General features: G+C 41.2%; 22 protein-coding genes. 8 read left to right on the top strand and 14 right to left on the bottom strand.

The window, feature by feature from the left end; all coding sequences use genetic code 11:
• The first annotated feature begins 11 nt into the window (after positions 1 to 11).
• The 3 genes from M8998_RS01010 (at position 12) to M8998_RS01020 (ending at position 3,771) form a co-directional block, all read left to right on the top strand.
• A complete protein-coding gene (locus tag M8998_RS01010) occupies positions 12 to 1,616 on the top strand; it encodes a hypothetical protein (RefSeq protein WP_249990117.1) in 1,605 nt (534 codons plus the stop codon).
• A gap of 187 nt (positions 1,617 to 1,803) precedes the next feature.
• Positions 1,804 to 2,247, top strand: coding sequence for an Hsp20/alpha crystallin family protein (locus tag M8998_RS01015; protein ID WP_249990118.1), 444 nt, complete (start codon positions 1,804 to 1,806; stop codon positions 2,245 to 2,247).
• A gap of 198 nt (positions 2,248 to 2,445) precedes the next feature.
• The gene (locus M8998_RS01020) at positions 2,446 to 3,771 is read left to right on the top strand and encodes an ammonium transporter (protein ID WP_249990119.1); all 1,326 of its coding nucleotides are present in this window, start codon (positions 2,446 to 2,448) and stop codon (positions 3,769 to 3,771) included.
• 66 nt (positions 3,772 to 3,837) lie between these two features.
• Here the strand turns inward: M8998_RS01020 and M8998_RS01025 are convergent, their stop codons facing one another.
• Together M8998_RS01025 and mazG are read right to left on the bottom strand one after the other, a co-directional pair.
• Complete coding sequence (locus M8998_RS01025; protein WP_249990120.1) at positions 3,838 to 4,986, bottom strand: serine hydrolase domain-containing protein; 1,149 nt, start codon at positions 4,984 to 4,986, stop codon at positions 3,838 to 3,840.
• A 12-nt stretch (positions 4,987 to 4,998) separates the two neighbouring features.
• Entirely contained in the window at positions 4,999 to 5,802 is an 804-nt protein-coding gene (mazG, locus tag M8998_RS01030) for a nucleoside triphosphate pyrophosphohydrolase (protein ID WP_249990121.1), read from the bottom strand.
• 104 nt (positions 5,803 to 5,906) lie between these two features.
• Here mazG and M8998_RS01035 point away from each other — a divergent pair, with 104 nt between their 5' ends.
• Complete coding sequence (locus tag M8998_RS01035; RefSeq protein WP_249990122.1) at positions 5,907 to 6,224, top strand: hypothetical protein; 318 nt, start codon at positions 5,907 to 5,909, stop codon at positions 6,222 to 6,224.
• A 77-nt stretch (positions 6,225 to 6,301) separates the two neighbouring features.
• Here M8998_RS01035 and M8998_RS01040 read toward each other — a convergent pair whose 3' ends face one another.
• Positions 6,302 to 8,461, bottom strand: a complete 2,160-nt coding sequence (locus M8998_RS01040) for a S46 family peptidase (protein WP_249990123.1) — start codon at positions 8,459 to 8,461, stop codon at positions 6,302 to 6,304.
• A gap of 142 nt (positions 8,462 to 8,603) precedes the next feature.
• Between M8998_RS01040 and M8998_RS01045 the strand changes: the two genes are divergently transcribed.
• The gene (locus M8998_RS01045) at positions 8,604 to 9,545 is read left to right on the top strand and encodes a hydrogen peroxide-inducible genes activator (protein WP_249990124.1); all 942 of its coding nucleotides are present in this window, start codon (positions 8,604 to 8,606) and stop codon (positions 9,543 to 9,545) included.
• A gap of 10 nt (positions 9,546 to 9,555) precedes the next feature.
• Here the strand turns inward: M8998_RS01045 and M8998_RS01050 are convergent, their stop codons facing one another.
• Together M8998_RS01050 and M8998_RS01055 are read right to left on the bottom strand one after the other, a co-directional pair.
• Complete coding sequence (locus M8998_RS01050; protein ID WP_249990125.1) at positions 9,556 to 10,146, bottom strand: riboflavin synthase; 591 nt, start codon at positions 10,144 to 10,146, stop codon at positions 9,556 to 9,558.
• Positions 10,147 to 10,197: 51 nt separating this feature from the next.
• A complete protein-coding gene (locus M8998_RS01055; RefSeq protein ID WP_249990126.1) occupies positions 10,198 to 10,728 on the bottom strand; it encodes a GNAT family N-acetyltransferase in 531 nt (176 codons plus the stop codon).
• Positions 10,729 to 10,887: 159 nt separating this feature from the next.
• Between M8998_RS01055 and M8998_RS01060 the strand changes: the two genes are divergently transcribed.
• Positions 10,888 to 11,502, top strand: a complete 615-nt coding sequence (locus M8998_RS01060; RefSeq protein ID WP_284039931.1) for an NTP transferase domain-containing protein — start codon at positions 10,888 to 10,890, stop codon at positions 11,500 to 11,502.
• Positions 11,503 to 11,569: 67 nt separating this feature from the next.
• Here the strand turns inward: M8998_RS01060 and M8998_RS01065 are convergent, their stop codons facing one another.
• From M8998_RS01065 to M8998_RS01085, 5 genes are all read right to left on the bottom strand, one after another.
• Positions 11,570 to 12,817 (bottom strand): L-lactate MFS transporter, encoded by a 1,248-nt coding sequence (locus M8998_RS01065; RefSeq protein WP_249990128.1) that lies wholly within the window; start codon positions 12,815 to 12,817, stop codon positions 11,570 to 11,572.
• Between the two features lie 250 nt (positions 12,818 to 13,067).
• Positions 13,068 to 15,455, bottom strand: a complete 2,388-nt coding sequence (locus tag M8998_RS01070; RefSeq protein WP_249990129.1) for an FdhF/YdeP family oxidoreductase — start codon at positions 15,453 to 15,455, stop codon at positions 13,068 to 13,070.
• A 24-nt stretch (positions 15,456 to 15,479) separates the two neighbouring features.
• A complete protein-coding gene (locus tag M8998_RS01075) occupies positions 15,480 to 15,830 on the bottom strand; it encodes a DUF7009 family protein (RefSeq protein WP_249990130.1) in 351 nt (116 codons plus the stop codon).
• Positions 15,831 to 15,884: 54 nt separating this feature from the next.
• The gene (fdhD, locus tag M8998_RS01080) at positions 15,885 to 16,763 is read right to left on the bottom strand and encodes a formate dehydrogenase accessory sulfurtransferase FdhD (RefSeq protein ID WP_249990131.1); all 879 of its coding nucleotides are present in this window, start codon (positions 16,761 to 16,763) and stop codon (positions 15,885 to 15,887) included.
• Positions 16,764 to 17,538: 775 nt separating this feature from the next.
• Positions 17,539 to 18,387 carry an alpha/beta hydrolase family protein gene (locus M8998_RS01085; protein WP_249990132.1) on the bottom strand — a complete coding sequence of 283 codons (849 nt, stop codon included), beginning with the start codon at positions 18,385 to 18,387 and terminating at the stop codon, positions 17,539 to 17,541.
• A gap of 488 nt (positions 18,388 to 18,875) precedes the next feature.
• On the opposite strand from M8998_RS01085, the gene M8998_RS01090 reads away from it, so the two are divergent.
• Together M8998_RS01090 and M8998_RS01095 are read left to right on the top strand one after the other, a co-directional pair.
• The gene (locus M8998_RS01090; RefSeq protein WP_249990133.1) at positions 18,876 to 20,132 is read left to right on the top strand and encodes a putative DNA modification/repair radical SAM protein; all 1,257 of its coding nucleotides are present in this window, start codon (positions 18,876 to 18,878) and stop codon (positions 20,130 to 20,132) included.
• 8 nt (positions 20,133 to 20,140) lie between these two features.
• The gene (locus M8998_RS01095) at positions 20,141 to 20,914 is read left to right on the top strand and encodes a TIGR03915 family putative DNA repair protein (protein WP_249990134.1); all 774 of its coding nucleotides are present in this window, start codon (positions 20,141 to 20,143) and stop codon (positions 20,912 to 20,914) included.
• A gap of 7 nt (positions 20,915 to 20,921) precedes the next feature.
• Here M8998_RS01095 and metQ read toward each other — a convergent pair whose 3' ends face one another.
• Genes metQ through M8998_RS01115 form a run of 4 tightly spaced genes read right to left on the bottom strand, consistent with a single transcriptional unit; the run spans position 20,922 to position 25,430 of the window.
• Positions 20,922 to 21,728: a methionine ABC transporter substrate-binding lipoprotein MetQ gene (gene metQ, locus M8998_RS01100; RefSeq protein WP_249990135.1), complete on the bottom strand. Its 807-nt coding sequence runs from the start codon at positions 21,726 to 21,728 to the stop codon at positions 20,922 to 20,924.
• 27 nt (positions 21,729 to 21,755) lie between these two features.
• On the bottom strand, positions 21,756 to 22,409 hold the full coding sequence (gene metI / locus M8998_RS01105; protein ID WP_249990136.1) for a methionine ABC transporter permease MetI: 654 nt from the start codon (positions 22,407 to 22,409) through the stop codon (positions 21,756 to 21,758).
• Positions 22,390 to 23,457, bottom strand: a complete 1,068-nt coding sequence (locus tag M8998_RS01110) for a methionine ABC transporter ATP-binding protein (protein WP_249990137.1) — start codon at positions 23,455 to 23,457, stop codon at positions 22,390 to 22,392. The genes metI and M8998_RS01110 overlap by 20 nt, the downstream gene beginning before the upstream one ends.
• A 47-nt stretch (positions 23,458 to 23,504) precedes the next feature.
• A complete protein-coding gene (locus tag M8998_RS01115; protein WP_249990138.1) occupies positions 23,505 to 25,430 on the bottom strand; it encodes a gamma-glutamyltransferase family protein in 1,926 nt (641 codons plus the stop codon).
• Positions 25,431 to 25,443 lie beyond the last annotated feature (13 nt).

A 25,443-nucleotide genomic window follows, 5' to 3' on the forward strand; every position in this document is an offset into this window, starting at 1 on the left:
CTATTTAATATATGAAAATGAGGCAGAATGCTTTGATGTTGTTTTTCTTTTCCGTGTGGATGATTTTTGCGGGTTGTAGTCGGGAGGAAGATATGCAAGCTAGAGGTGGTTCTAATGAGGTACATTTCGTAGTTGCTGGAATGGAGGATGAGGAGCATATCAATCTTGATGCTACAGACTCTAGGGCAGCAACTAATCGAGGTTACGAGGAGGTGTCTTCACCTCTTGAAGAAGATTTTGAGGATTTTAGTTGGCAGTTGGGATCCGATGTAGTTTCGGAGCGTTCGTCATCGTCCGATTATGAGTTTTCTCAAATGCCGCAGCGTGTCGGGGGTGTTGCTCCAGCGCGCGCGGCGGTACGTAGACCAATGGCGGACGGAATTCGTTATCGCATACTTTTTTACGAAATTAGTGGCGGCCGTGAAATCTACCGCGAATCGCATGAGGTTGCTGTTTCTGGTTCTGCTTATTCTGTTGATCTTTTGTTGAATGCACGCTACAGGTGGTATGCCTACTCTTATAACCTTGCTTCGGCAATTCCTCTTCCATCTAATACGAGCGAACCTACTGCACCTACGCGAGATAATGCACCGTTTCTATTTGCCTCGGGAGAATTTATCAATAATGCACAGACAGCACGTATTGAATTATTGTTTCAACATAAGATACGTAAGCTTGAAGTGATGGTAGATGTGCGTGGTATTTTCGCTGATCGTATAGATCGTTTGGAGGCGCGTTTCGTTAATCAACGTATTACAACTTCTGATTTTATATTTCGCCAGGGAGTAGTCAGTAGTGGGCCCGCTCGCTCAGTACGTGATGTGAATGATGTGATTAATTTTACCGATTTTGAATCGTCACGCGTTAGGAGAATATCCACAAATCAACTATATACAACAGTATCGGAGCCAGATGTGACGGTTCGTTTTAATGCATTAAGCACTTCCAGAGGTGCTGCTGTTCGAGACCTTATCACCAACGCTACGGCCAGAAATGCGCATTTCGTTTTTCGCGGAAGTCCACCGCCAACAGGGGTACTGCGTGCTACTACCCGTATTATGCAAGGTGGAAATAGAATGGGAAATTTTGTCTGGGCGACCGGAAATCTATATTATGATGCAGCGGATCCTCAGAATCATTACAAGTTCGAAGATGAAGTGCGGACATTGTCCGTTGAGCCTGATTATGGATGTAACTTTTACTGGAAGTTTGAGACCAAATTGCCTCGTAGCGAAACGGACGCGCTTCAAAACCCTGCAGGTGACCCGTGCGAAGAGGTGTATCCTCATGGTCGTTGGCAGACGCCCACCGAGGCTGCAATGGATCAGTTACGTGGTAATAATGGTGCTAACGGACGGTCGGGAGGGGATCATCTCATGTATTTTGAGCGAGAAGGTATTCGGGTGTATTTTCAAGATATAGGAAGGATCACACGTAGTACGGGCTGTTCTACATCTAGGGACAATTATGGATATTATTGGACAATTGACGGTAATACTAACCGTACGAGAGGAACTTACATGCGGATACGTGGTAGTAGTGGTAATTCGTTGACTACCGAAAACAATAATGTGGATCATGGTAGGGGAATTCGTTGCGTGCGCTCCGTTGGTTAGTAGGTTGTTCGCTGACAGGCTGATGGGAAATTGGATTCGTGTTCTTTAGATGCAAAATGACTTTTTGTCATTAAAATTATCTGTAAAATGACAGAAAGTCATTGTTTTTAACTGCTTTTAGGGGTGGTATGAGAATTGTAAATCGTTCCATATATAATTAAAACATTTAAAAATTGGAGGATATAACATGGCTTTAGTAAAATTTCCAGCGCGTAATGTAAACACCGATGCGGTGAACCCTTTTGTAAATAATGTATTTGATAGCTTGTTTACAGATTCTTTTATCGGCGATCGTTTGGTAACCCGTGTGCCAGCAGTGAATATTGTAGAGAGCGATTCTGCTTTTCAGTTAGAATTAGCAGCACCGGGCTTAAAAAAAGAGGATTTTGCGATTAATGTGGATAAAAACTTGATTACCATTAGCGCTGAAAAGCAAACTACAGGGGAGAAGTCAGATAAGACGTATAGTAAACGCGAGTTTAACTATAATTCATTTAGTCGGTCTTTCACGCTTCCCGATGTAGTAAACTACAATAACATCGACGCCAATTATGTTGACGGTGTATTATTTGTAAAAATAGGTAAGAAAGAAGACGCTATCGTCACTAAAAGAAGCATTGAGGTAATGTAGTTTTTGTATTTTATGATTATTGTTGGAGCTCTCATCTTATGAGAGCTCTTTTTTTGTGTTTTAAGAATTGATTTTTACTGTAAAACTGATTTATTTTATTAAAAACGGTTTTTATATAAAATATTTATAATAAAATATTTGAAATATTGTTTTTTTATTGTTTTTTTGAGTTATTATTTAATATTTCAATAAAAAAACATGAGTTTATCTGGAAAAAAATCTTTCATACCTATATTATTGATGGGTATTGTTGTTGTTTTAGCTTTTTTCAATCCTGGAATTCCAGATATTACGAAAACATATGAATATAACGGGGCAGATGTAGCCTGGATGTTGACAGCTGCGGCTTTGGTGTTGATTATGACGCCAGGATTAGCTTACTTCTATGGTGGTATGGTCAAAAAGAAGAATGTGATCTCTACCATGTTACAAAGCTTTATCTGTATGGCTATTGTTGCTGTCTTGTGGGTGGTCTTTGGCTTCTCCCTAGTCTTTGGCGAATCAGTAGGAGGTTTCATCGGTAATCCGATGACCTATTTTATGTTTGAAGGCGTGGTCGACGGAGAACCTTGGGGAGGTGCTCCGACGATTCCCTTTGTGTTATTTGCCATGTATCAGTTAAAATTCGCGATTATTACTCCTGCATTGATAACAGGTGCTTTTGCTGAGCGTATTAAATTCACTTCTTACGTACTTTTTGTCTGTCTTTTCTTTGTTTTTATCTACGCACCATTAGCGCACTCCACTTGGCACCCTGATGGCATCTTGTTTAACATGGGTGTGCTGGATTTCGCAGGTGGTACCGTAGTACACATGTCCGCTGGTTTAACCGCATTAGCATCGGCGATCTATTTGAAACACGGTAAAGATTTTAATACACACCCGCATGTACCAGCTCGTATTACCTATGTGTTGATGGGAACTGGACTACTTTGGTTTGGTTGGATAGGTTTTAATGGTGGTTCTGCCTTTGGTGCTTCGGCTTTAGCAGCAACAGCATTAGCTACTACATCAACAGCTTCTGGTGCAGCCGCACTCACCTATCTATTTTTCGACGCAGCAAAAGGTATCAAGCCTTCGGCCACAGGCGTCTGTATCGGTGTTGTGGTTGGCTTGGTTGCCATTACACCGGCGGCTGGTTTCGTCACAATTCCACATTCCTTAATTATCGGTGCAGTAGCCGCAATCATCAGTCGTCTATGTATTGAGTGGAGAACGAAGTCCAAATTGGATGATACATTGGATGTTTTTCCAAGTCACGGTGTAGGTGGTATGGTGGGGATGTTGCTTACTGGCGTATTTGCGCATAGCGCGATCAACGAAGCAGTAGAAACAAATGGACTTTTCTTTGGTGAAACCGGATTGTTTATTGCACACGTGATCGGTTTGCTAGGTGCAACAGTTTTTACCTTGATTATGGCATTTGTTTTATTGAAGCTTACCGACCTGATTACGCCACTTCGCGTAACGGATGAGGAAGAAGAGGTTGGTCTCGATTTCTCGCAGCACGGCGAAAAGCTGTAATTTTTTAATTGTTTCTATATTCCATCCTCTATTATAAGCTTGTTCCGGTTCTCGGGGCAAGCTTCCTTATTTATCGATCAGCTGATAAGCATGCGCTATGAATTGGTAAAAATTGGAGGCGGGGTTAGAAGCGCTCAACTTATCAGTTTGGTGTCCTAATCGTACGATAATAAGATCGTCCTCAGGAATCGTGATCACGTATTGACCCAGATGCCCATTCATATAGAAGTAAGGTTTCTGATCGAAACTTCCCATCCACCAGCCGTACCCATATTCTGGTGAGTTTTCGAATCGTGGCTGTAAAGACGCGTGTACATAGGCGCTATCTAAGAGTTGTTGCCCATTCCATCGCCCATGATCCCGATACAATTTTCCAAAGCGCGCAAAATCTAATGCATTGCTGGCGATACAGCAATATGCTTTCTCGATACCATTGGCTTCACTATCTACTTGCCACAAGGCATCGTGCTCGGCTTGCATTGGTTTCCAGAAATAAGTAGATAACAATTCGCTTAAGCTCTGTCCTGTCGCGCGCTGTATGGCAATGCCTAGTAACTGTGTGTCGCCGCTTTGATAGATGAATTCTTCTCCAGGCTTCTTATAGATGGGTAGCTCAGTGATTACTTTCAGAATATTCTGGTCAAAATACAATTTGGTGGTCACCGAAAACGGGCTGTAATAATCTTCTTCCCATTTCATGCCAGAGCTCATGCTTACGAGGTCTCTCAACGTAAGTTCGGAAGCATATTCTCCCTTGATCTCCGGTACAAAGTCGAGTACTTTTTGATCCAGACTTTTGATTTTTCCTTCCGTGATAACTTTTCCTAAGATAGCGGCAACAATACTTTTGGCCATGGAGAAAGAGTTGGATTTGGAGTCGGCCTCGTAGCCATCGAAGTATGTTTCCAATACGATGCTATCACGTTGGATAATCAAGTAAGCGACGGACTGGATGTCTTCATGGAATTGACGCAGGGAATCGGGTAATTGGATGCGGTTTTGTGGTTGAGCAGCTGGCCAAGGCCGCCCCGCTTCATGCTGCACGAGGTGATTATCAAAGTATTGGTAGTCCGAAAGGTAGGCAGTCTTATGGCCGTGCAGGTAGGTGACATACATGCCCTTCATAATATACCCCAATCCGAATACATACATTCCAGCGATGGCTAGCACCACAAAGCCAATGAAGGCGGCAAAAAACTTCCAAATCTTGTGCATCAGTATTTATTTTTACATTTTCTTTGCTTCATTCCAATATACGTCCATTTCCTCTAGGCTCATATCCTGCAATTGGCGACCGGATTCTTGCGTACGTTGTTCCACGTGTGTGAAACGCTTGATAAATTTTTTATTGGTTCGCTCCAGCGCGTTTTCTGGATTGATGCCCAAATGCCGAGCATAGTTGATCAAGGAGAAAAGCACATCTCCGAACTCTGCTTCGGCCCGGTCGGTATCAACGGCCGTGTGCGTACTCAAATCAAATTCATCTTTGAACTCGGCTATCTCTTCTTCTACTTTCTTCCATACCTCAGATGGATCTTGCCAATCGAAGCCTACACCACGTACTTTATCTTGTATACGATATGCTTTTACCAAAGCCGGAAGCCCTTTAGGTACTCCAGAAAGCACCGATTTATTTCCCTCTTTCAGTTTCAATTTTTCCCAATTCTGCTTGACATCTTCTTCGTTGTTTACCTGCACATCGCTATAAATATGAGGATGCCGGGAGATCAGTTTATCGCATACGCCGTTGAGTACGTCCACAATATCAAACGCTTGTTGCTCTTCTGCGATTCGGGCATAAAATACCAAATGCATCATTACATCGCCCAATTCCTTTTTTATTTCTGGCAAGTCGGTCTCCAGTATAGCGTCGCCCAGCTCGTACATTTCCTCGATGGTAAGTAAGCGAAGGCTTTCCATGGTTTGCTTTCTGTCCCAGGGGCATGCTGTGCGAAGTGTATTTAAGACTGTGAGTAGCCGATCAAAAGCAGCGGAAGGAGTGGGCACTGCTGGAGGAATAGGATAAGCCATATACAAATTGTTTACTATTTTAGGTGGCAAGTTAAAAAATGCTGGCCTGAAAACACATTTTTATTTCGGTTGTTGTACCACTGAACAGTATAAAAACAGGACTTATGAAAACTAGCTATAACTATGAATCGGCTTCCGTCGCAATAGAGATGTTGAAGCAAGCGGGATACGAGGTAGATTACAATATTGAATTTGATGAGTTGCATACTAGTGCGAATGATTATAAAATTGATCATATCTACCGATATGAAGGGGCAACCGACCCGGGAGATGAATCGCACGTTTATGGTATTCAAAATGTCAAGACTGGTTCAAAAGGAGTTTTCGTAGCGGGAGATATCTCAGTAATTGAAGGTAAGAAAAGGGATATTATTCTAGAATTGGAAGTGCGTGCGCGGCACGAAGAGCAAAAAGGATCTTAAGCCACTATAAACAACATATAAAAAGGGTAGAAAGCACGTGCTTTCTACCCTTTTTATAAATACAGGATTGATCTCTTCTAGTGTACGCCCATTTCTTTTAGGATGAATTGGGCGTTGTCGATTTTGTCGGCCACCCATAATACAAAACGGATATCCACACCGATAGATCGGCTGTAGCTTTCATTCCAGGCAAAATCATTGATAGTCGCATCGTAAGCGCGATCAAAGTTTACGCCAATCAATTCTCCGTTGGCATTCATAATTGGTGAGCCAGAGTTGCCCCCCGTAGTATCCATATTATAAAGAATGTTGACGGGTACATCATTCATGTCCTTTTTCATGTAGCTGCCAAAGTCCTTTGCCAACCAAGCTTCTTTAATCTTGTGCGGATAGCCAAACTCTGGAAGTCCTGAGTTACCTTTTTCAAGCAACCCTTTTACACTGGTAAATGGTTGCATATAAGTCGCATCTGCCGGACTATATCCTTTAATGTTTCCAAAAGTAAGTCGCAGTGTGGAGTTGGCATCAGGTACAAAATTTTTGTCCATAAATTGTTCTCGAACCGCTACGTAATCGCCCATTAGTTTGTTTAACATACCTTCTCGACGTTTTTGTTCGGAGCTAAACGTAGCGTATTCTGCTGCTACAGCACGGTGCAAATCCAACAATTCGTCCTTGTAAGCCAGAATGCTTGCCGGTGAAGATGTGATTTTACGAAAAGCTTCTTCATTATTCAGCCTGGTGGTTGCCAATAATTGAGCAATCCATGCGCCGGTTGTATCACTTTGCGCATGAACATTGTCTCGCAAGAATTTTAATGCATTGGCACCCTGCATTTTTGCGCCTTCCGCGAAGAGGTGACGGGCAATTTGCTGATCTACCCCCAGATGGTAAGCTTCGAAAAGCTCATGAATGCCTTTGTTAAATTTGTTGATGTTTTGATCGAATAGGGCTTGTTGTGCCTTTGGAGACGCTTGCTGAGCTATAGCATCTTGAAAAGATTGGAAGTAGCTGGCGATATTAAACGTTTTGACACCGTGATATATATTGTTCATCCACAACTCTTTTGGCGCATCTTCGAACACCCTATCATAATGTTTTTCGATATCGGTCATCAGGTTGCCATAGGCAGATTTTAAGTCAGGCCGACTATCTATAAATTTTGCCAAGGCAGCATCTTCGTCCCTCTTTGTTTGTACTAGATCGATATTTCGCAGGCCTTTTAACTTTCCGCGGTAGTTTTTAAGCACATTGGCGTTGCGCTTGATACGTGTGGCCAAAGCAAGTTCTACTGCTTTGTCGGTTTTTCCAGCATCTTCCATCCGTTGATTCTCGAAATCATAAAGTTCCGATGTATATGGCAATAGGAACTTTTCTTGATAGTCTATATACTGGGCGGGGCGATGACGGAATGTGCGCCCAGGGTAACCTAAGATGAATACAAAATCATTTTCTTCCACGCCTTTGGGATTCACCTTTAAGTGTTTTTTAGGTCCGTAAGGAACATTGTCTTTGGAGTAAGCTGCTGAGGAACCATCCTTCGCTACGTAGGCACGTAGGAAAGAATAATCGCCGGTATGTCGAGGCCATACCCAGTTATCTGTCTCAAAGCCAAATTCTCCAATATTTTGTTTCGGCACGTACACTAAACGTACATCTTCGATGGTTTTATACTTAAACAATACATAGCTCTTTCCGATAAACATCTCTGAAACTTCGGCTTTGATGGTCGGGTCTGCCTGCTCCGCTTTGCGCGCGAGTTCTTGTCGTTTTTGATTGATGGCCTCGATGCGTTGCAATGGATCGCTGATCGCCTTTACTCCGTCCAAAACCTCTTTGGAAACATCTTCATAAGAATCTGTGATCCGAATGGTTAATCCTTTGGCTTCAATTTCCTGCTCCTGTTGATGGGCTACAAAGCCATTTTCTAAATAGTTGTGTTGCGGTGTGCTGGCTAGCTGTACTGCACTGAATGCGCAATGATGATTGGTGATGATCAGCCCTTGACCCGATACGAAGGAGCCGGAACAACCGCCGACACGAACCAACGCATCTACTAGACCAATGCTCCCCGGGTTATAAATATCTTTTTCTGAAATTTTCAGTCCTGCTTTCTTAAGGCCTGCCCGGTTAAGATCGCTCAGTGGAAACATGCCTTCATCTGGAACCGTTGCGGCAAATTGAAAAGCACTTGCACCCAAAAGCAGTGCAGTAACGATTACTTTGTGTAAAATCATAAAATTATTCTCAATGTGTTGGATCTCAAAATTACGAAATCTTTCTATAGTAGGAAGTTATCTTCGCCCAACAAATATTTTAGTTAAAAGGAAATAGACTCATCTCGAAATTTTGTAACTTAGTATAGTTTTAATTTATAGTATGACCTTAGTTCAATTAGAATATATTATAGCTGTTGATACGTATCGGAGCTTTGTAGCTGCAGCAGAAAAGTGTTTTGTAACGCAACCAACCCTGAGTATGCAGATACAAAAATTGGAGGAAAACCTGGGTGCCAAGATATTTGATCGGAGTAGGCAACCCGTCGTGCCGACAGAAGTAGGAGAGCGGATTATTAGTCAAGCACGTGTGGTACTGATTGAAAGTAAAAAGATACGTGATATTTTGCAGGAAGCATCTGGCCAGCTTGCAGGAGAATTTCGAATAGGTGTTATTCCCACGGTAGCACCCTACTTATTGCCTCCTGTGATTGCATCTTTTGCAAAACAATATCCACAACTAAAAATCCAGATATGGGAATATACGACAGAGAAAATTGTGCAAGAGCTCAAGACAGGTACATTAGATTGCGGTATTTTATCCACACCACTCCAAGATTCAGCCATTGCCGAGTTGCCACTCTATTATGAAACTTTTGTAGCTTACGTATCTCCAGGAAGCAAATTGTATGGCAAGAAATTGCTACAGACCAACGAGATAGCAGATGATAATCTTTGGCTGCTCAATGAAGGACATTGTATGCGCGGGCAGGTACTTAACATTTGTAAATACAGGCAGTCTCAATCGGCCAGCGCCACCTTTGACTACAACACCGGAAGTGTAGAAACGCTGAAACGCATGGTGGATATCAATGGCGGAATAACCATTCTACCAGAATTAACTATCCTGGATTATGGGGAGGATGAGTTGCAACATGTTCGTTATTTTAAATCACCAGAACCTGTTCGAGAGATCAGCATCGTGATGACCAAAAACTTCAGTAAGCAGCAAGCCATCGAGGCGTTACAGCAGGAAATTTGGCGAGCGGTGCCCGAACGTTTTCGATCCAAGCGGCGAATGGATGTACTCGGTTTTCGCTATTAATCCACCGCTCCTAATCGCGTAAAGAAAGTAACTTGCTTACATACTTGCCAATGATGTCGAATTCTATATTTACGACAGTACCAACGGCAATTTGTGCAAAATTTGTATGCTCTTTGGTGTAAGGGATAATGGCGACTGAAAAGCGATTCGTGCGAGAGTTTACGACAGTAAGGCTAATACCATCGACCGTAATCGAACCTTTTTCTACAGTGATATTATTTAAGCTGGTATCGTATTCAAAGGTGAGTAGCGTGCTACCACCTTGATCTTCTATGCTAACGCAAGTAGCCGTCTGATCCACATGACCTTGCACAATGTGTCCATCTAGGCGGCCGCCAGCAATGGTACAACGTTCCAGATTCACGATGTCATTTTCCTTTAATTGTCCTAAGCTGGATTTTACTAACGTTTCTTGTATGGCAGTGACCCGATGCGTATGCTGATCTTGCGCTACGACCGTAAGGCATACTCCGTTATGGGATAAGCTTTGATCAATTTTAAGATCATGACTGATGTCAGATCGTACCGTAAAATGGACATTTTGATCTTCCTTTTCAATTTTCAAGATGGTGCCTAAGCATTCGATAATCCCTGTAAACATAACTTCAATTTATACAAAGCTATTAATATTTTAGTTGGAAAAGGAATGCCATTAGCCAAGTTTCCGGTACATAAATGTGGTGCTGCATAATTCGCCAGTTGGAAACAAAGCGTATTCGGGAATATTACCAACCGTGATCCATCCACATTTTAGGTACAATTGCTGAGCGGCACTATCTGTAACCGTATCTAACACCAATAGATGTTTACGATGCTGCAACGCGATTATTTCGGCCATTTTTAAAAGTTCTTCCGCAATTCCTTTTCTTCTATGCCTGGAATGGACTTGCATTTTTGCTAGGTCAGCTCTGTGCGGTTGGTTTGGAGGCAAGTCAATATTTAGTTGCACAGTTCCCACAATTTTATTGGTTTTCATCTCTCTCGATATTAATAACAAGACTTTTTGTCGCGCGACTTTTTCTAATACTGCAGTCCAAAACGCGACGAGATCATTACTTGTGGAATTATCCATGAAGCCAATGGACGCGCCATTGTGCACCACATCTAAAGTAAGATCTGCCAGATCCGAAGCAATGGATTTATCTAAATCAAAAACTTGTTCTGTATGGTAGTGCTCATTCATAAAGGGAAGATTTCTTATTTTTTAGTAATCTTTTGGTGATTGAACTATAAATATAATTAAGATTAGGGTAACGCGTGAAATGTTAATCCATTAATCAATGGTTATATTTATGAATATTTCTTTTAGTAATATTGCTATTATAAAGCCAGATGGTAGGTAATGACATCAAAACAGCATAATATACCCATTATAAAAGGGTTGGTTCTCGCGGGCGGAAAAAGTCAAAGGATGGGGGACGCAAAGGATCAGATGGACTGGTACGGAAAGGAACAGCGTTATTTTATAGCAGATATTTTGAGCACGCTGTGTGAAGTGGTCTATATTTCTTGCCGACAGGAGCAGTTGGAGCATTTCGATACCAAATATCATGCTTTGACCGATACCTTTCTGGAGATGGGACCGTTCGGTGGCATCTTAACCGCATTGCGGTCGGATCGAGAAGCGGCGTGGCTAGTAGTGGCCTGTGATCTGCCTTTGTTGAATAGAGAAACGCTACAATTTCTGATTGATCACAGAGATGACTCAAAATTAGCTACTGCCTTTGAAAACCCATTGGACGGACTTCCAGAACCACTTATTACCATTTGGGAACCTAAAAGCTATCCGGTACTACTGCAATTTTTAGGTATGGGAAGAACCAGCCCTCGAAAAGTATTGTTGAACAATGATGTTCATATTTTGACACCTTTATCTCCCAAAGCATTAATGAATGTAAACACACCGGAAGATGCAGCCAAAGTAAAACTGATCCTATCTTCTAAAAGTGATACATGACAGCAAAGAGCACATAAAGCTTTCCTCGCGACCCGACACCGGAAATTCATACATAAAAAGCATTTTCTTAGGCCGCTTGCTTGTCTTGTTCTTTTTTCAATTTTGCGATAGCAAATTTCATCAGAATGGAAACCAATAATGCGATCAAGAATAATCCAGAAAATAGGGTCAATGTCTGTGTCAATGAACCGGTCGACTCTTTAACATAATCGTAAATCGTAGGGCCAACAATACCTGCTAATGCCCAAGCAACTAGAATCATTCCATGAATAGCTCCGAGCTGTTTGGTGCCGAAGAGATCTCCTAAAAATGCAGGCAGAACTGCAAATCCTCCACCATACATGGTAACTATTGTAAAGAGAACAATTAAAAATAAAATTTCTAATGAGATCTGGGGAAGAAAGTAAAATCCTAAGACTTGGAATGAGAAGAAGAGAATGTACACATTCGCCCGCCCAATGTAATCTGATAAAGAGGACCAAAATAATCTGCCCAAACCATTGAATACTCCAATTAGCCCAACGATGGTAGCGGCCTGCATGGGCGTGTACTGTAATTTTTCCTGCATCATCGGGCTTGCTGCAGCAATGACGGCTATACCACAAGTAATGTTGATAAACATCATGATCCAGATATAATAAAAGCGAGATGTTTTTAATGAGGCATTGGCATCAATATTAGAAATATCTGCTTTGATATTTTTTCCTTCACCCGATTGAAAACCTTTCGGAAGATAATCTTTTGGTGGTTTTTCGATGTAGAGGGCTGATGCGAAGATCAAAATCATATACACAACACCTAAAATGAAAAATGCGTTGGCTATGCCTACTTTTTCAAACAGAAACTGCATGACAGGACCAAAAATCAACGCAGAAAATCCAAAGCCCATAATAGCCATACCCGTTGCCAGTCCACGTCTATCAGGAAACCATTTGACCAGTGTACTTACTGGCGTGATGTAGCCTATGCCCAAGCCAATACCTCCGATAACACCATAGCAGATCAGAAACATAGATATTGAACCAATGTGTACGGCTAATCCAGATCCTAAAATCCCAATTCCAAAGAATAAACCAGTTGCGATCCCACTTCGCTTTGGTCCGACTTTCTCTACCCATTTTCCTAAAAGTGCCGCCGACAATCCTAAAAATAATATAGCGAGTTTGAAAGACCAGTTGACGGTACTTTCGTCCACTCCAAAAATACCTCTTACAGGATTTGTTATCACAGAATAGGCATACACAGATCCAATCGAGATATGAATGCCTACTGCTGAAGCAGCAATTAGCCAACGGTTTTTTATTTTTTTTATCATCTTCTAGGTGGAGTTAGCAATTGATAGTTTATTGAAATATTAATCGGTAAGTAATCTTAATAAAGATAAATATATAATTCAAATAATAAATTATATAACATAAAAATTAAAAATTATTTATTGGGAAAGATATAGCTTTTGTGGGATTTCTTTTTAAGAAATACGATTGGTTAGTGTTTTAAAAATAAGGCTATCTAAAATACAAGATGTTATGCCTTGCTTTTTAGACAGCCTCATGCAATTCATTTATCTAAATGCTAGTTGCTAAAGCACGTAGATCCTTCTCCTGATATATTTCTGGATGATGTTTTTTAATCTTTATTTTCACGTATTTAGAAGCTGGCATATTACTTTCCTTTACTACATTATTCACCGAAACCAATACATTGGTTTCGGGAAAATAGGTGATTGTATTCTTTTCAGGAATTGGATAAGAAACAATAACAAATAGAGGCGCAACTCTTTCAATACCGTCGTCGTAATTAAATAGATCTACTTTATCTCCGGCCTTTAGACCGAGATGATCAATATCCTTTTGATTCATAAAAATAACACGTCTACCATTTTTTATGCCTCGGTAACGATCGTCCAGCCCGTAAATGGTCGTGTTAAACTGATCGTGCGTTCTGGTGGTGGCCATTAGGAATTCATCTTCTTGCAGCGTGTTATCCGGGATGTCAGTCAAAGTAAATGGAGCTCGATCACCAAAATCTTTAGTGATAAATTTTCCGTCTCTAGCCGCGTTGGGAAGGTAGAATCCACCTTTCTGCCGTACTCTGGTATTATAATCCTCAAAACCCGGAATGCATTTTTCTATATCGTCTCTTACAGCATCGTAGCTGTCATGATATCGTTGCCAATTGACGACGGATCGACGACCTAATGTTTCTATTGCCATCCGGCAGACAATCTGTGTCTCATTAATCAGCAGATCAGATACGGCATCCAACATACCTTTTGAAGACTGTACCACACCCATAGAGTTTTCGGTGGATACAATCTGGATTTCTCCTTTAATAATATCTTTATCACTGCGGCCATAGGTTGGTAGAATTAGTGCTTCTTTTCCGTGAACAAGATGTCCGCGGTTCAATTTTGTAGAAACACTCACTAGCAGATCCAGTTTTCGAAGCGCATTTGCGGTGTAGGTTGTATCTGGTGTCGCCGATAAGAAATTGCCACCCATACAAAAGAGAACTTTTACCTTTTCTTCATGAATAGCCTTAATCGCTCTTACAACATCATATCCGTGTTCACGAGGTGGTTTAAAGCCAAAAAAGTTTTCCAGTCGATCCAATTGTTCATCAGTTGGTTTTTCATCGATAAGCATGGTTCTATTTCCCTGTACATTGCTATGCCCGCGCACCGGGCATACACCAGCACCAGCTTTACCAATACTTCCTTTCAGAAGCAGAATGTTAAGAATTTCCCGAATCATATCTACACCATTCGGCTGCTGTGTAAGTCCCATTCCCCAACAGATGATAATGCGTTTTTTGAACGCAATCATTTGTGCCGCGTTGTAGATATCTGCTGCCGAAACCCCAGATTCTTTCGCCAGCTCATCCAAATTATAGCTTTCTAGTCTCTTTAGAAAAGCATCATACCCGGTTGTTTTATCCGCGATAAACTGCTGGTCGAAGACTTCTCCTGGCGATTTCTTTTCAAAGTCAAGCAATAACAATTCAATGGCTTTTAGCAGTGCCATGTCACCATTTATTTTTACGGGTAAATAGAGGTCAGCAAGTTTAACGCCGCCTCCTATCATTCCCTTAACAGTTTGTGGATCTTCAAATCCCATTAAGCCCGCTTCAGGTAAAGGGTTAATGGCAATGATCTTAGCGCCGTTCTTCTTTCCTTTAGCCAGAGCAGTCATCATTCTGGGCGCATTAGTGCCAGGATTGTGGCCGATATCTATGATGAGATCTGTATCGTAGAAATCTTCCAATGTCACCGTTCCTTTTCCAATTCCGATGGTAGGTCGTAAAGCCGTTCCGGATGTCTCGTGGCACATATTAGAACAGTCGGGCATATTATTAGTTCCAAATTCTTTGGCGAAGAGTTGGTATACGAATGATGCCTCATTGCTCGTCCTTCCAGAGGTGTAAAAGGCGGCTTGATGCGGAGATTCAAGTGCATTGAGATGTGCGGCTATTTTTTTAAAAGCATTATCCCAGCTAATTGGTACATAATGTGTGCCGTCCTTCGGAAGATACATGGGTTCTGCCAACCTTCCCATTTTTCCGATCTGGTAATCGTCCAGTTCGGCAAGTTCAGATAAGGAGTTCTCTTTAAAAAATGCTGCTGTGACTCTTTTCGTCGTTGCCTCCTCAGCTAGTGCTTTCACGCCATTTTCACAGTACTCACCCAGTGCCGAGCGTTCATCATCGGGATCGGGCCAAGCGCAGCTTGGACAGTCAAAACCATCTGTTTGGTTCATCTTGAATAGCGCTCGAGTACCACGAACCAATGTTTTCTCTTCTATTAAATCACTAAAAGCAGCTATGACGGCAATGGGGCCTGCTGCCGAATTTTTAATTGGCGCTACCGTCATGTCGGAAAGACGGTAAGGGTTTTCGGCATTCGGCTTATTGTTGCTTTCAGTTATATACTCTTTATTTTCAAAATCCTCTTTCATAATATTATAGTCATTTAGGATATCTCAACACTTTACATTAGGGTTTGGAAAGTTGTCACTCTGATCTTCTACGGTGTTGTCGATACAAGCGAAATCTTTTTCTACTAAAAGCTTTACTAAGCCTACCTGCCCTTCAAAACCCACTCGATCTGTTGTGACAAATTCATGAACCATCGTTGCTGGCATGAAAAGAATGATCTTATTGGCAACAAAAGTAGCTGACAATGTTGTGACCGCCGACGTTTCGATCGAATAAACAAAAGGCTGGTCGATAAATTCGGTAAAGCCAGATACCCTACCTTTGGATCCCAAGTCGGTAACTTCTGACTGGGTAAGGCGCAGTCTTACGGAATTGTCTTTAATTCTTATCTTCATTTTACTTTGTGTTTTTTAGCACAGATACATGAATTTCTCTTTCCTACTTTCTCTTTACACCATGGCAACATCGAGATGATGATGACTACTTTTGGTGTAAATATTACATCTATTGTCTTTTAAAAAACCAATTAACGTCATATCGAAGTCTTCTGCTAACTCGACTGCCAGACTGGAAGGAGCACCGATGGCCGCTACAATAGCAATTCCGGCCATTGCAGCCTTTTGTATTAGTTCAAAACTCGCCCTTCCGCTCAATAACAAAATGTTGCTGTCTAGAGGCAACAAATTGGCTGATAAGGCATATCCGATCAACTTGTCTAAAGCATTGTGCCTTCCTACATCTTCGCGTAATGCCAACAGATCTCCGCGAAGGTTAAAAAGTCCAGAAGCATGAATGCCCCCTGTTGCGCTAAAGTTATTTTGGAACGATCTTAATCTGTTCGGTAATTGATATAATGTTTCCGTATCTATTCGTATCTCCTCCTTAACATGATCCTTGAATGTGCTTACTGTTCGTATGGATTGTATAGATCCCTTTCCGCATACCCCACAACTGGAAGTCGTATAAAAGTTTCGATCGGTATGCGTTAGCTCAGGAATAAATCCGTTAGTAAGTCTGACTATTATGACATTCTCCTGATTGCGTGAACAAGCTGCATCTATGCCAGTTACGCTTTCAATCTGCTGGTAATTGGAAATAATTCCTTCGGTAAAAAGAAATCCCATAGCAAGCTCTGGATCGTTGCCCGGTGTACGCATCGTAACGGAGATATTTTTACTTTCGCGTATGGTTGCATGGCCAAATGAAACCCTTATTTCTAATGGTTCCTCGACGGAAACTTCGTCTGCAAGATGCAAGCTTTTATTATCATTTATCCTGATAATTTCAACCTTCTTTACTGCGATATTTTCCAAATTTTCGGTTTTCATCTTAAAAACAACTTCATTTTTATTGTATAACCTTTTTACTCAAGCTGTTGTTTCGCACTGCGCTTATAAATGAAAGAAATATATGCTCTATTTAGAGATTAATGTGTTTATAATTGCGCATAATTAAATCATTACAATAATACTAAATAATTTATTGGGTAATTGTTTTTTCTTGAAAGAAATAATGCGGTCTGGTCGTATCCGTAATAAAAAGCATCGATTTTAAAACAAGCACTTTTTCCATTAAATGAATAAACCTTTTGTGTCGATAAATCCGAATTGTCAAATTATTGTCGGAAAATCATTTTTCCATCAAAATTATTTTGATAGTGTACTTTTTACACTATCTTTGTGTCATCATAATTTAGGTTTATAATTGGTTAGTAAAGGTTTTCATTCTCCCCGTTTGAAAACCTTTTTTTATGCCTTCGAATCAACGTTTTATTTGAATCAAGTTTTTCTATTAAATCGTTGAAAACTCCTTTTCAAATGTGTTTTAAGTGATTACATTAATCATTTAAGATGTTTAGAGTCCTGATTCATAGTTTTATCAAATATAGTATAGTGAGATATCACAACAAGGATTGATGTTGAGTTAACTAATGTTTTATAAATTCATATTGCCAATAGACTAGACATTTTCTTGCTCAGAAGCATAATTACTACTAAGTATGCACCAACACGATGTCGACATGTAGTATGTGGCTAGCGGACATAATTTTAAATTGTGCTAAGCAAGACACATTTATAGGGGTTATGGAAAATTTCCACCAGTCTAACGTGGAAGAATTTTTGAAATTATATTTTCTATTACCGATTTGTTCTTTAGTATTTTGTGATGTCCCGAGTTTTCTATTGTCCATATATCTTTATTTTCATTTATTTTCCACCTGTATGCTAAATCGATGGATTCATCGTAGACCATCTTTTCATCAGCTCTATCATGAATAAGTATTATTTGTTGAACATTAGTTGGTCTATCATTATTTATTAGGCTATTTGTTTTAAAATCAATTTTATAAGTTTTTTTTATCTTTTCTTCCAAAGCTGTTTTGTCTTTCTTAGAACACCCCATTGTTCCTGCAAAATTATCCAAGATCTTCGTCAAATTAGAAGGGGCAGCAATAAGAAAAAAGCAACTTATTTTTATTTTTGGTACTTCCAGAATCGCTAAAGCTGCGGCTGATGCACCTATCGAATGTCCAATTACAACAATCTCCTTTTGACCTTGAATCTCTTGAAGGCAGTGTTTTACTATTTCTTTAAATTTGAGTATATTGGTGAATTTGCCTGGTGAACTACCGTGTGCAGGGGCGTCAAAACCTATTATGCTAATATCCTCTCTAAATATAGGTTGAAAAAAATGCTTAAAATCCTGAAATTTGCTTCCCCATCCATGTGCAAATATGATCAGTATGTCCGAGTATCCTTTCTGATATAAAGTGAATTCAAGATTATCGTTGATTTTATAATCTAATACTTCGAAACCATAGCTAGAATTTATCTTTAAAGTTTTCCTTTTGGGAGGCCTGTTGAATAATCGTAAGAGGATGTGTAGGTACGCTTTTTCGTTGAAAAAGCGAACAACTCTTAAAGCTATTCTAATAGTTTTTAAATAATACATAATAATAATTTTCGTTTAATTGCGCTAAGGACGAATTAATCTTATAAAATATAGATGAGATTAGTTTTAACAAAAAATTTTGTCGACCGTGTTCAAATAAATATTAAATAATAACTATGTAAACACTTTGTTTTCACCAATAATTAAATATATTTAATTATTTATAAATTAAAAAATTATTAAAATATAAATAAGATTATATTAATAATTATCGGACTGTTGTGAACGATTAGGAAATAATCAATTTACGGTGACGGCTAAATAAACTTAGCTCAATCGTTTAAATTCACTTTCTCAATTACGCCACAAAGATTTAAAAGCACCAAAGCATATATTTAAATATTTTTCAGCCATAGAGTCGCTCTTATGATATCTATTGTTAATACTATTTTTTATAGTTTTAATGCTAATATAATTAGTTTTATGTATTTTTGATTTAAGGGATTGATATGATTAACGTCGGTCTCTTATTATGTAAAACTATACCCATGGCAGACGATCGGATTAAAGAGAAGTTGGAAATTTTAGCAGATGCTGCGAAATACGATGTGAGTTGTAGTTCCAGCGGAAGCGATCGAAAGAATAAGAAAGGTGGCCTCGGAAACACGGGGGCAGGAATCTGTCATACTTATACGGAGGATGGTCGATGTGTCTCTTTACTTAAGATTTTGCTAACCAATCATTGTATTTTCGATTGTGCATATTGTGTTTCGCGAAGGAGCAACGATATTAAGCGGGCAGCTTTTACGGTACAGGAAGTCGTTGATCTGACCATCAACTTTTATAGGAGAAATTACATAGAAGGGCTTTTCCTGAGTTCCGGCATTTTTAAAAATGCCGATTATACGATGGAACGATTGGTGTTGATTGCCAAAAAACTACGGCAAGAGCATAATTTCAATGGGTATATTCACCTTAAAACTATTCCAGGAGCCTCTGACGATTTACTCAATGAAGCCGGATTGTATGCCGACCGTTTGAGTGTGAATCTGGAAATTCCCACGGAAACGGGATTGAAGCTGTTGGCTCCTGAAAAAAACAGGAAAGATATGGATGTGCCTATGGACTATCTGAAAAATCAGATCATCCGTACCAAAGAAGAGAAGAAGATCTTTCGTTCTACGCCAAAGTTTGCTCCGGCAGGGCAGAGTACACAGATGATTATTGGCGCTTCTGGCGAATCCGATATGCATATTATGAAGACTGCCGATCATTATTATACCGAGTACAATTTAAAACGAGTGTATTACTCGGGCTATATTCCCATTTCAAACGACAAGCGCTTGCCTGGGTTAGGATCAGACGTTCCCGTGATTCGCGAAAACCGATTGTACCAATCCGATTGGTTATTGCGATTTTATGGCTTTAAACGGGATGAAATAGTCAATGAACGCCATCCCAATTTGGATCTTGATATTGATCCCAAATTGGGATGGGCTTTACGCAATCTGGATCAGTTTCCGGTAGATATCAATCGTGCACCTTATGAATCTATTGTACGTGTGCCCGGAATCGGCGTTACTTCGGCAAAAAAAATCGTGGCCGCACGGCGGTTTGGCGCTTTGCGAATGGAGCATCTTCAGAAAATTGGTATATCTGCCAATAAAGTGCGGTATTTTATATCCTGCCAGGGTTTTGTGCCTTTGATGTCGGATCGTCCTGCCGAGATGATCAAGCATTATATCTTGGCTGCCTCACATACCAAGTATAAAAAAGTGTTCAATCAACAACTGACTTTATTTTAAGGACTTCTATGCAGCAACGAACTACTTTATCGTATGATGGGAGCTGGGTCGGATTATTGACCGCCATATTCGAAGTGTATGAATATAAGTTTGATGCTGCATCCATCCAGCAAATGGCACAGGCGGATCAGGGGGATCTTTTTGGTGCGCGACACGAGGTGCATACCGATCATGCAAAGGCTGAGCGGGTGAAAAAGGGTGTTATAAATCGCGTCGGTAAGAAGGATTTTCAGGAATTGTATGCCGCTTATCTTTCGGAATTGCAGGGGGTGGAAGATCTTATCTTGCGTTTGGTACGAAATTATCTCGCACCAGATGGAGTAGGTTTGTCACAGAATTATGGGCATGAAGATGTATTGCGCATCAAGCAAATAAACAAATCGGTGTCGCGTGAGCGACACCGATTCAAAGCTTTTGTACGATTCAGAAAGTTGAGCGATGAGCTGTTTTTTGCCAAAATAGACCCTGATTTCAATATTCTGCCGCTCATCATTCCACATTTTAGGGATCGCTATGCGGATCAATCCTGGGTGATTTATGATATCAAACGAGATTATGGCGCCTATTATAATCAATCGGAGGTGGTAGAAATTCACTTAAGTGATCTACCATCCGAGCGCGAAATCATGGAGCGTGGTGAGGACAAGGAAGCTTTGTACGATGAACTATGGAGACGTTACTTCCGAAGTACGAATATCACCGAAAGAAAAAATACAAAACTACATCTCCAGCATGTGCCTAAGCGCTACTGGAAATACCTGAACGAGAAGTTTGACCTATAAGCCGGGATTACCAGCCTTTTATAGCCTGTCCCTTAAAAAGCTCCAATGCTTTCTGTTCCACGGCATTAGACTGGTATGCCTGTAAAAACCTCTTCACTTTGTCTAGATCCTTATTGTCTTCACGTGTTACGATGACATTGACGTAAGGTGAATCCTTGCTTTCTCTGAAAAGTCCTAATTTATCTGGATCCAATCCTGCTTGTGCTGCGAAATTGTTATTGATAATCGCGATCGTTACTTCTTTATCATCCAAAACTTTGGGAAGTTGCGGTGCTTCTAATTCTAAGATACGTAGGTTTTTAGGGTTGGAAGTAATATCAATCACTTTCGGCATAATTCCAGTGTTATCTTTCAGTGTTATTAAACCCTGTTCTTGGAGCATCAACAAGGAACGCCCACCATTGGTAGGGTCGTTCGGGATCGCTACCGTAGCATTTGCCACCAGTTCATCCAAAGACTTAATTTTTTTAGAATAAGCGATAATAGGATATACAAAAGTATTACCAATAACAGCTAGTTGATATCCACGTTGTTTAGACTGCTCCGTTAAATAGGGAACATGCTGAAAGGCATTGGCATCAATATCTCCTGTGCTCAATGCTTCATTAGGCATCACATAGTCATTGAAAGTAACTAGTTCTACTTCTAAGCCGAATTGCTCCTTAGCCACTTTCTTGGCCGTTTCGGCAATTTCTTTTTCCGGTCCCGCTACGATGCCTACACGAATGGTATTTTCATCGGTGGCATTATTCCCACAAGCGACGAAAAGCGCGGATAAGGCAATGTAAAGTAGAGGAGCAATAATATAACGCATAAGATTTTTATTAAGATGAAATAATAATTAACGATGATCAAATTTTTTGGAGATAAAATCTCCACTATATTGGATTAGGATGACCATGATAATGAGTAGGACAAGCACGGCATTCATGATTTGTGCATCATAACCAATGTAACCATATTGGTAACCAATTTGGCCTAATCCACCTGCACCAACGGCACCACCCATAGCAGAATAGCCAACCAATGTGATCAAGGTTACCGTCGCATGATTGATAATAGAGGGTAACGCTTCTGGCAGGAGTACTTTTTTAATGATTTGGAATTGTGTAGCACCCATAGCGCGAGCGGTTTCTACTAAACCGACCGGCAAATCTATCAAACTATTCTCGATTAGTCGAGCGATAAACGGTGCAGCACCAATACTTAGGGGTACCAATGCGGCCTTCAAACCGATAGATGTGCCGACGATGCTTCTGGTAAATGGAATCATCCAGACGATGAGGATGATGAAAGGAATGGATCGGGAAACATTCACCACAAAAGAAGTGACGTTGTGTGCTGTGCGATTCTCCAGCATACCGCCTTTGCGGGAAGCAAAAAGATAAATGCCGGCGGGAAGTCCGAGGCAGAAGCCGAAAAAGCAGGAAACAAATGTCATGGCCAGGGTTTCGCCCGTTCCGGCAATTAATAGATTAATAACTTCGGGAGACATAGCCTATGATTTCGGTGTTAAAATAATGTGTTGCGCAAAATGAAAGGGCTTCTTCTAATTGATCCCCGGAAAGGCGCAGTACGGATGAACTGATTTTCAGTTCTCCGATGGTTTCAATCCGTGCTTCAATAATGGCAACAGCTAAAGAGAATCTGTTTTGTAGTGCCGAAAAAGAATAATCGGTATTGTCGCGAGTCTGTATTCGTACGATTAGATCGTCTGTATCCGTCGTTTTATCTACATGTATATGCGGCTGATAGGCGATGGGTAAGTCTGCCTGAACGGCAGAAGCTACGAATGCAGCCGTATGCCCATGCTCAGGGGCACCAAAAATCTGAGATCGGTCGCCTAATTCTATGATCTTCCCGTCCTTCACCACAGCCACACGATCGCAAATCGCTTTCACGACATGAATCTCATGCGTGATCAGTACGATCGTAATTTGCAGTTTTGCATTAATCGTCTGTAAAAGATTGAGGATGGATTTCGTGGTACCTGGATCCAGGGCACTCGTCGCTTCATCACATAGTAGTAGGGTAGGGTTGTTGGCTAAAGCACGCGCAATAGCTACGCGCTGTTTTTGGCCACCAGAAAGATTGCTAGGATAATCATGCGCTTTATCAGAAAGTCCCACCAATTCTAATAACTCTGTTACACGGGTTTGAATGTCTTTTCTGGAAGTCTGGCTGAGCTCTAAGGGCAAAGCGATATTATCGAAAACAGTGCGGGAAGAAAGTAAGTTGAAATGCTGAAAAATCATTCCAATATGCCGTCTTTCTTGTTGCAGTTGGCGCTCACTTAAGCTGGTAAGCTGTTTGTCTGCTAACCAAATCTCGCCCTTATCTGGCCTTTCCAAGAGATTTAAGCAACGTAAGATCGTGCTTTTTCCGGCTCCGGAACTTCCGATGATACCGAAAATTTCTCCCTTCTTCACAGAGAAAGATACATCATCCAACGCTTGAACTCGTCTCCCTTTACTGGTTGTATATGTTTTGGAAATATGCTTAACGTCAATCATTCTGGGTACACGCTCTAAAAAGTGTCCCAAAAGTACGTAAAAACAATTTATTTTAGTCTACTGAATTTATAGTTTTTCTACCACGCAATGCCATAATCTTCTCCGTGGTTACTACTTCCGCCCCAAAGTGTGCCATGTTTTTCATCAAAATAAATCGCATTGATTGGGCCGCTATTGCGTTCACCAAATTGAATGGAGTAGCCCATAGACTCCAATTGCTTCACCACATCGGCAGGAGTACGTTTATCTAAAAGTAGGCTACCCGGTCTTGGTTTGCGATCGTCTAGCTTCGTGCCGCCCAACGATAGCCATAGCTGGTTGCTATTGATGTTTGCCGCTTCTGCTGCTTGCTGTGGCGTCATACCAAATTCGACCACATTCAAAAAGAATTGTAATAAGTTTTGATCCTGCGTGTCGCCACCCTGCACGGCAAAAGATAAGAAGGGTTTACCCTCTTTCAGCGCCATAGCTGGTGTTAGTGTTACCCGTGGACGCTTACCCGGTTCTACCACGTTAAACGGACTTACCAGAGAATCGAGTACAAAACTTTGCAAGCGCTGGCTCATGCCCACGCCCGTATGGCCGGCAATGAACGCTGGTAGCCAGCCGCCGCTAGGCGTAATTGAAACCACCCAACCTTCGGCATCTGCTGCCTCAATACTGGTAGTGCCCCGAAGCAAACGATCCATATATAAGCTATCCGTGTTTGTTTGATAAGCGGTGGCATCGTGTTTCGGTACGAAATCACCCTGCTCACCTGCTGTTGTATCCGTTAGTTTAAGGCGTTCTTTTAATAAATTGGTATAAGGATTTGTACGATTTTCATAAGGATAGGGATCTCCAGGTTGTACCAATGGATCGTTTTTCTCTGGATCTATACTCGCGGCTCTTGCAGTTCCGTAATCGTCGCTCAGTAAACCATCAATGGGCGTTTTCGGTTGGAATGCGGGATCTCCATAATAAAAATCGCGATCTGCAAAGGCTAGATTCATCGCTTGATATACGGTATGTATATAAGGGGCAGAATTGTACCCCATCCCTTTAAGATCAAACTGTTTTAGAATATTCAATGCTTGCAGCATCGCTGGCCCTTGTGTCCAGGATTGCAATTTGTAGACATCAATCCCCTTATAATTTATTTGTAAGGGTTTCTCCTCTATAGGATGCCAGTTGGCCAAGTCTTCCATCGTGATGAGCCCACCATGCTCCTGACTACCGCGAACAAACTCTGCTGCGATATCTCCGGTATAGAAGCGGTCGTGCGCTGCCATAATGGCTTCCTCGCGGCTCTTTCCAGCCGCCAGCGCATTTTGTTCGGCTTCTACCATTTTCTCCAATGTCTGAAGCAAGTCTTTTTGCACAAAAATTTCTCCTGCTTCAGGTGCTTCCCGGTCTTCTCCTTCGTGTACCAGAAAAACGGCTTTGCTGTAAGGCCATTCTTTGATGCGTGCTTTGCCGCGCTCGATGCTATTGGCAGTCTGCGCCTCTATCGGATAGCCTGCAGCCATTTGCATAGAAGGTTGTAGTACTTCCTTCAGACTTTTAGTGCCATACTTAGCCAGCATATAACATATGCCACCTGGTGTGCCTGGCGTTACGGCTGCCAACGGGCCAAATTCTGGCGGAAACTCATATCCGCGAGATTTAAAAAAGTCAACTGTCGCTCCGGTAGGAGCCACGCCTAATGCATTAATTGCCAGTACTTTTTTGAGCTTCGGATGGTAAATTAGCGCTTGTGTTTCGCCTCCCCAGCTGAGCACATCCCACATGGTACAGGTAGCGCCCAACATGGCACAGGCAGCATCTACGGCATTTCCTCCTTGCTGAAATAATTGTGCTCCCGCTGTCGCGGCTAAAGGTTTGCCGGTAATCGCCATCCAGTTTTTGCCATGTAATGGTGGCTTTTGCGTTTGCTGCGCAAAGGCAAACGAACCACTGATGAAAAAAAGGGCGGATAAGATAGGGCGTGTTTGAGAAAATATGCTTCTAAAGGAGATTTGCATCTTGTTAGTCGTT

The organism is Sphingobacterium sp. lm-10 (genome assembly GCF_023554555.1).
Lineage (GTDB): Bacteria > Bacteroidota > Bacteroidia > Sphingobacteriales > Sphingobacteriaceae > Sphingobacterium.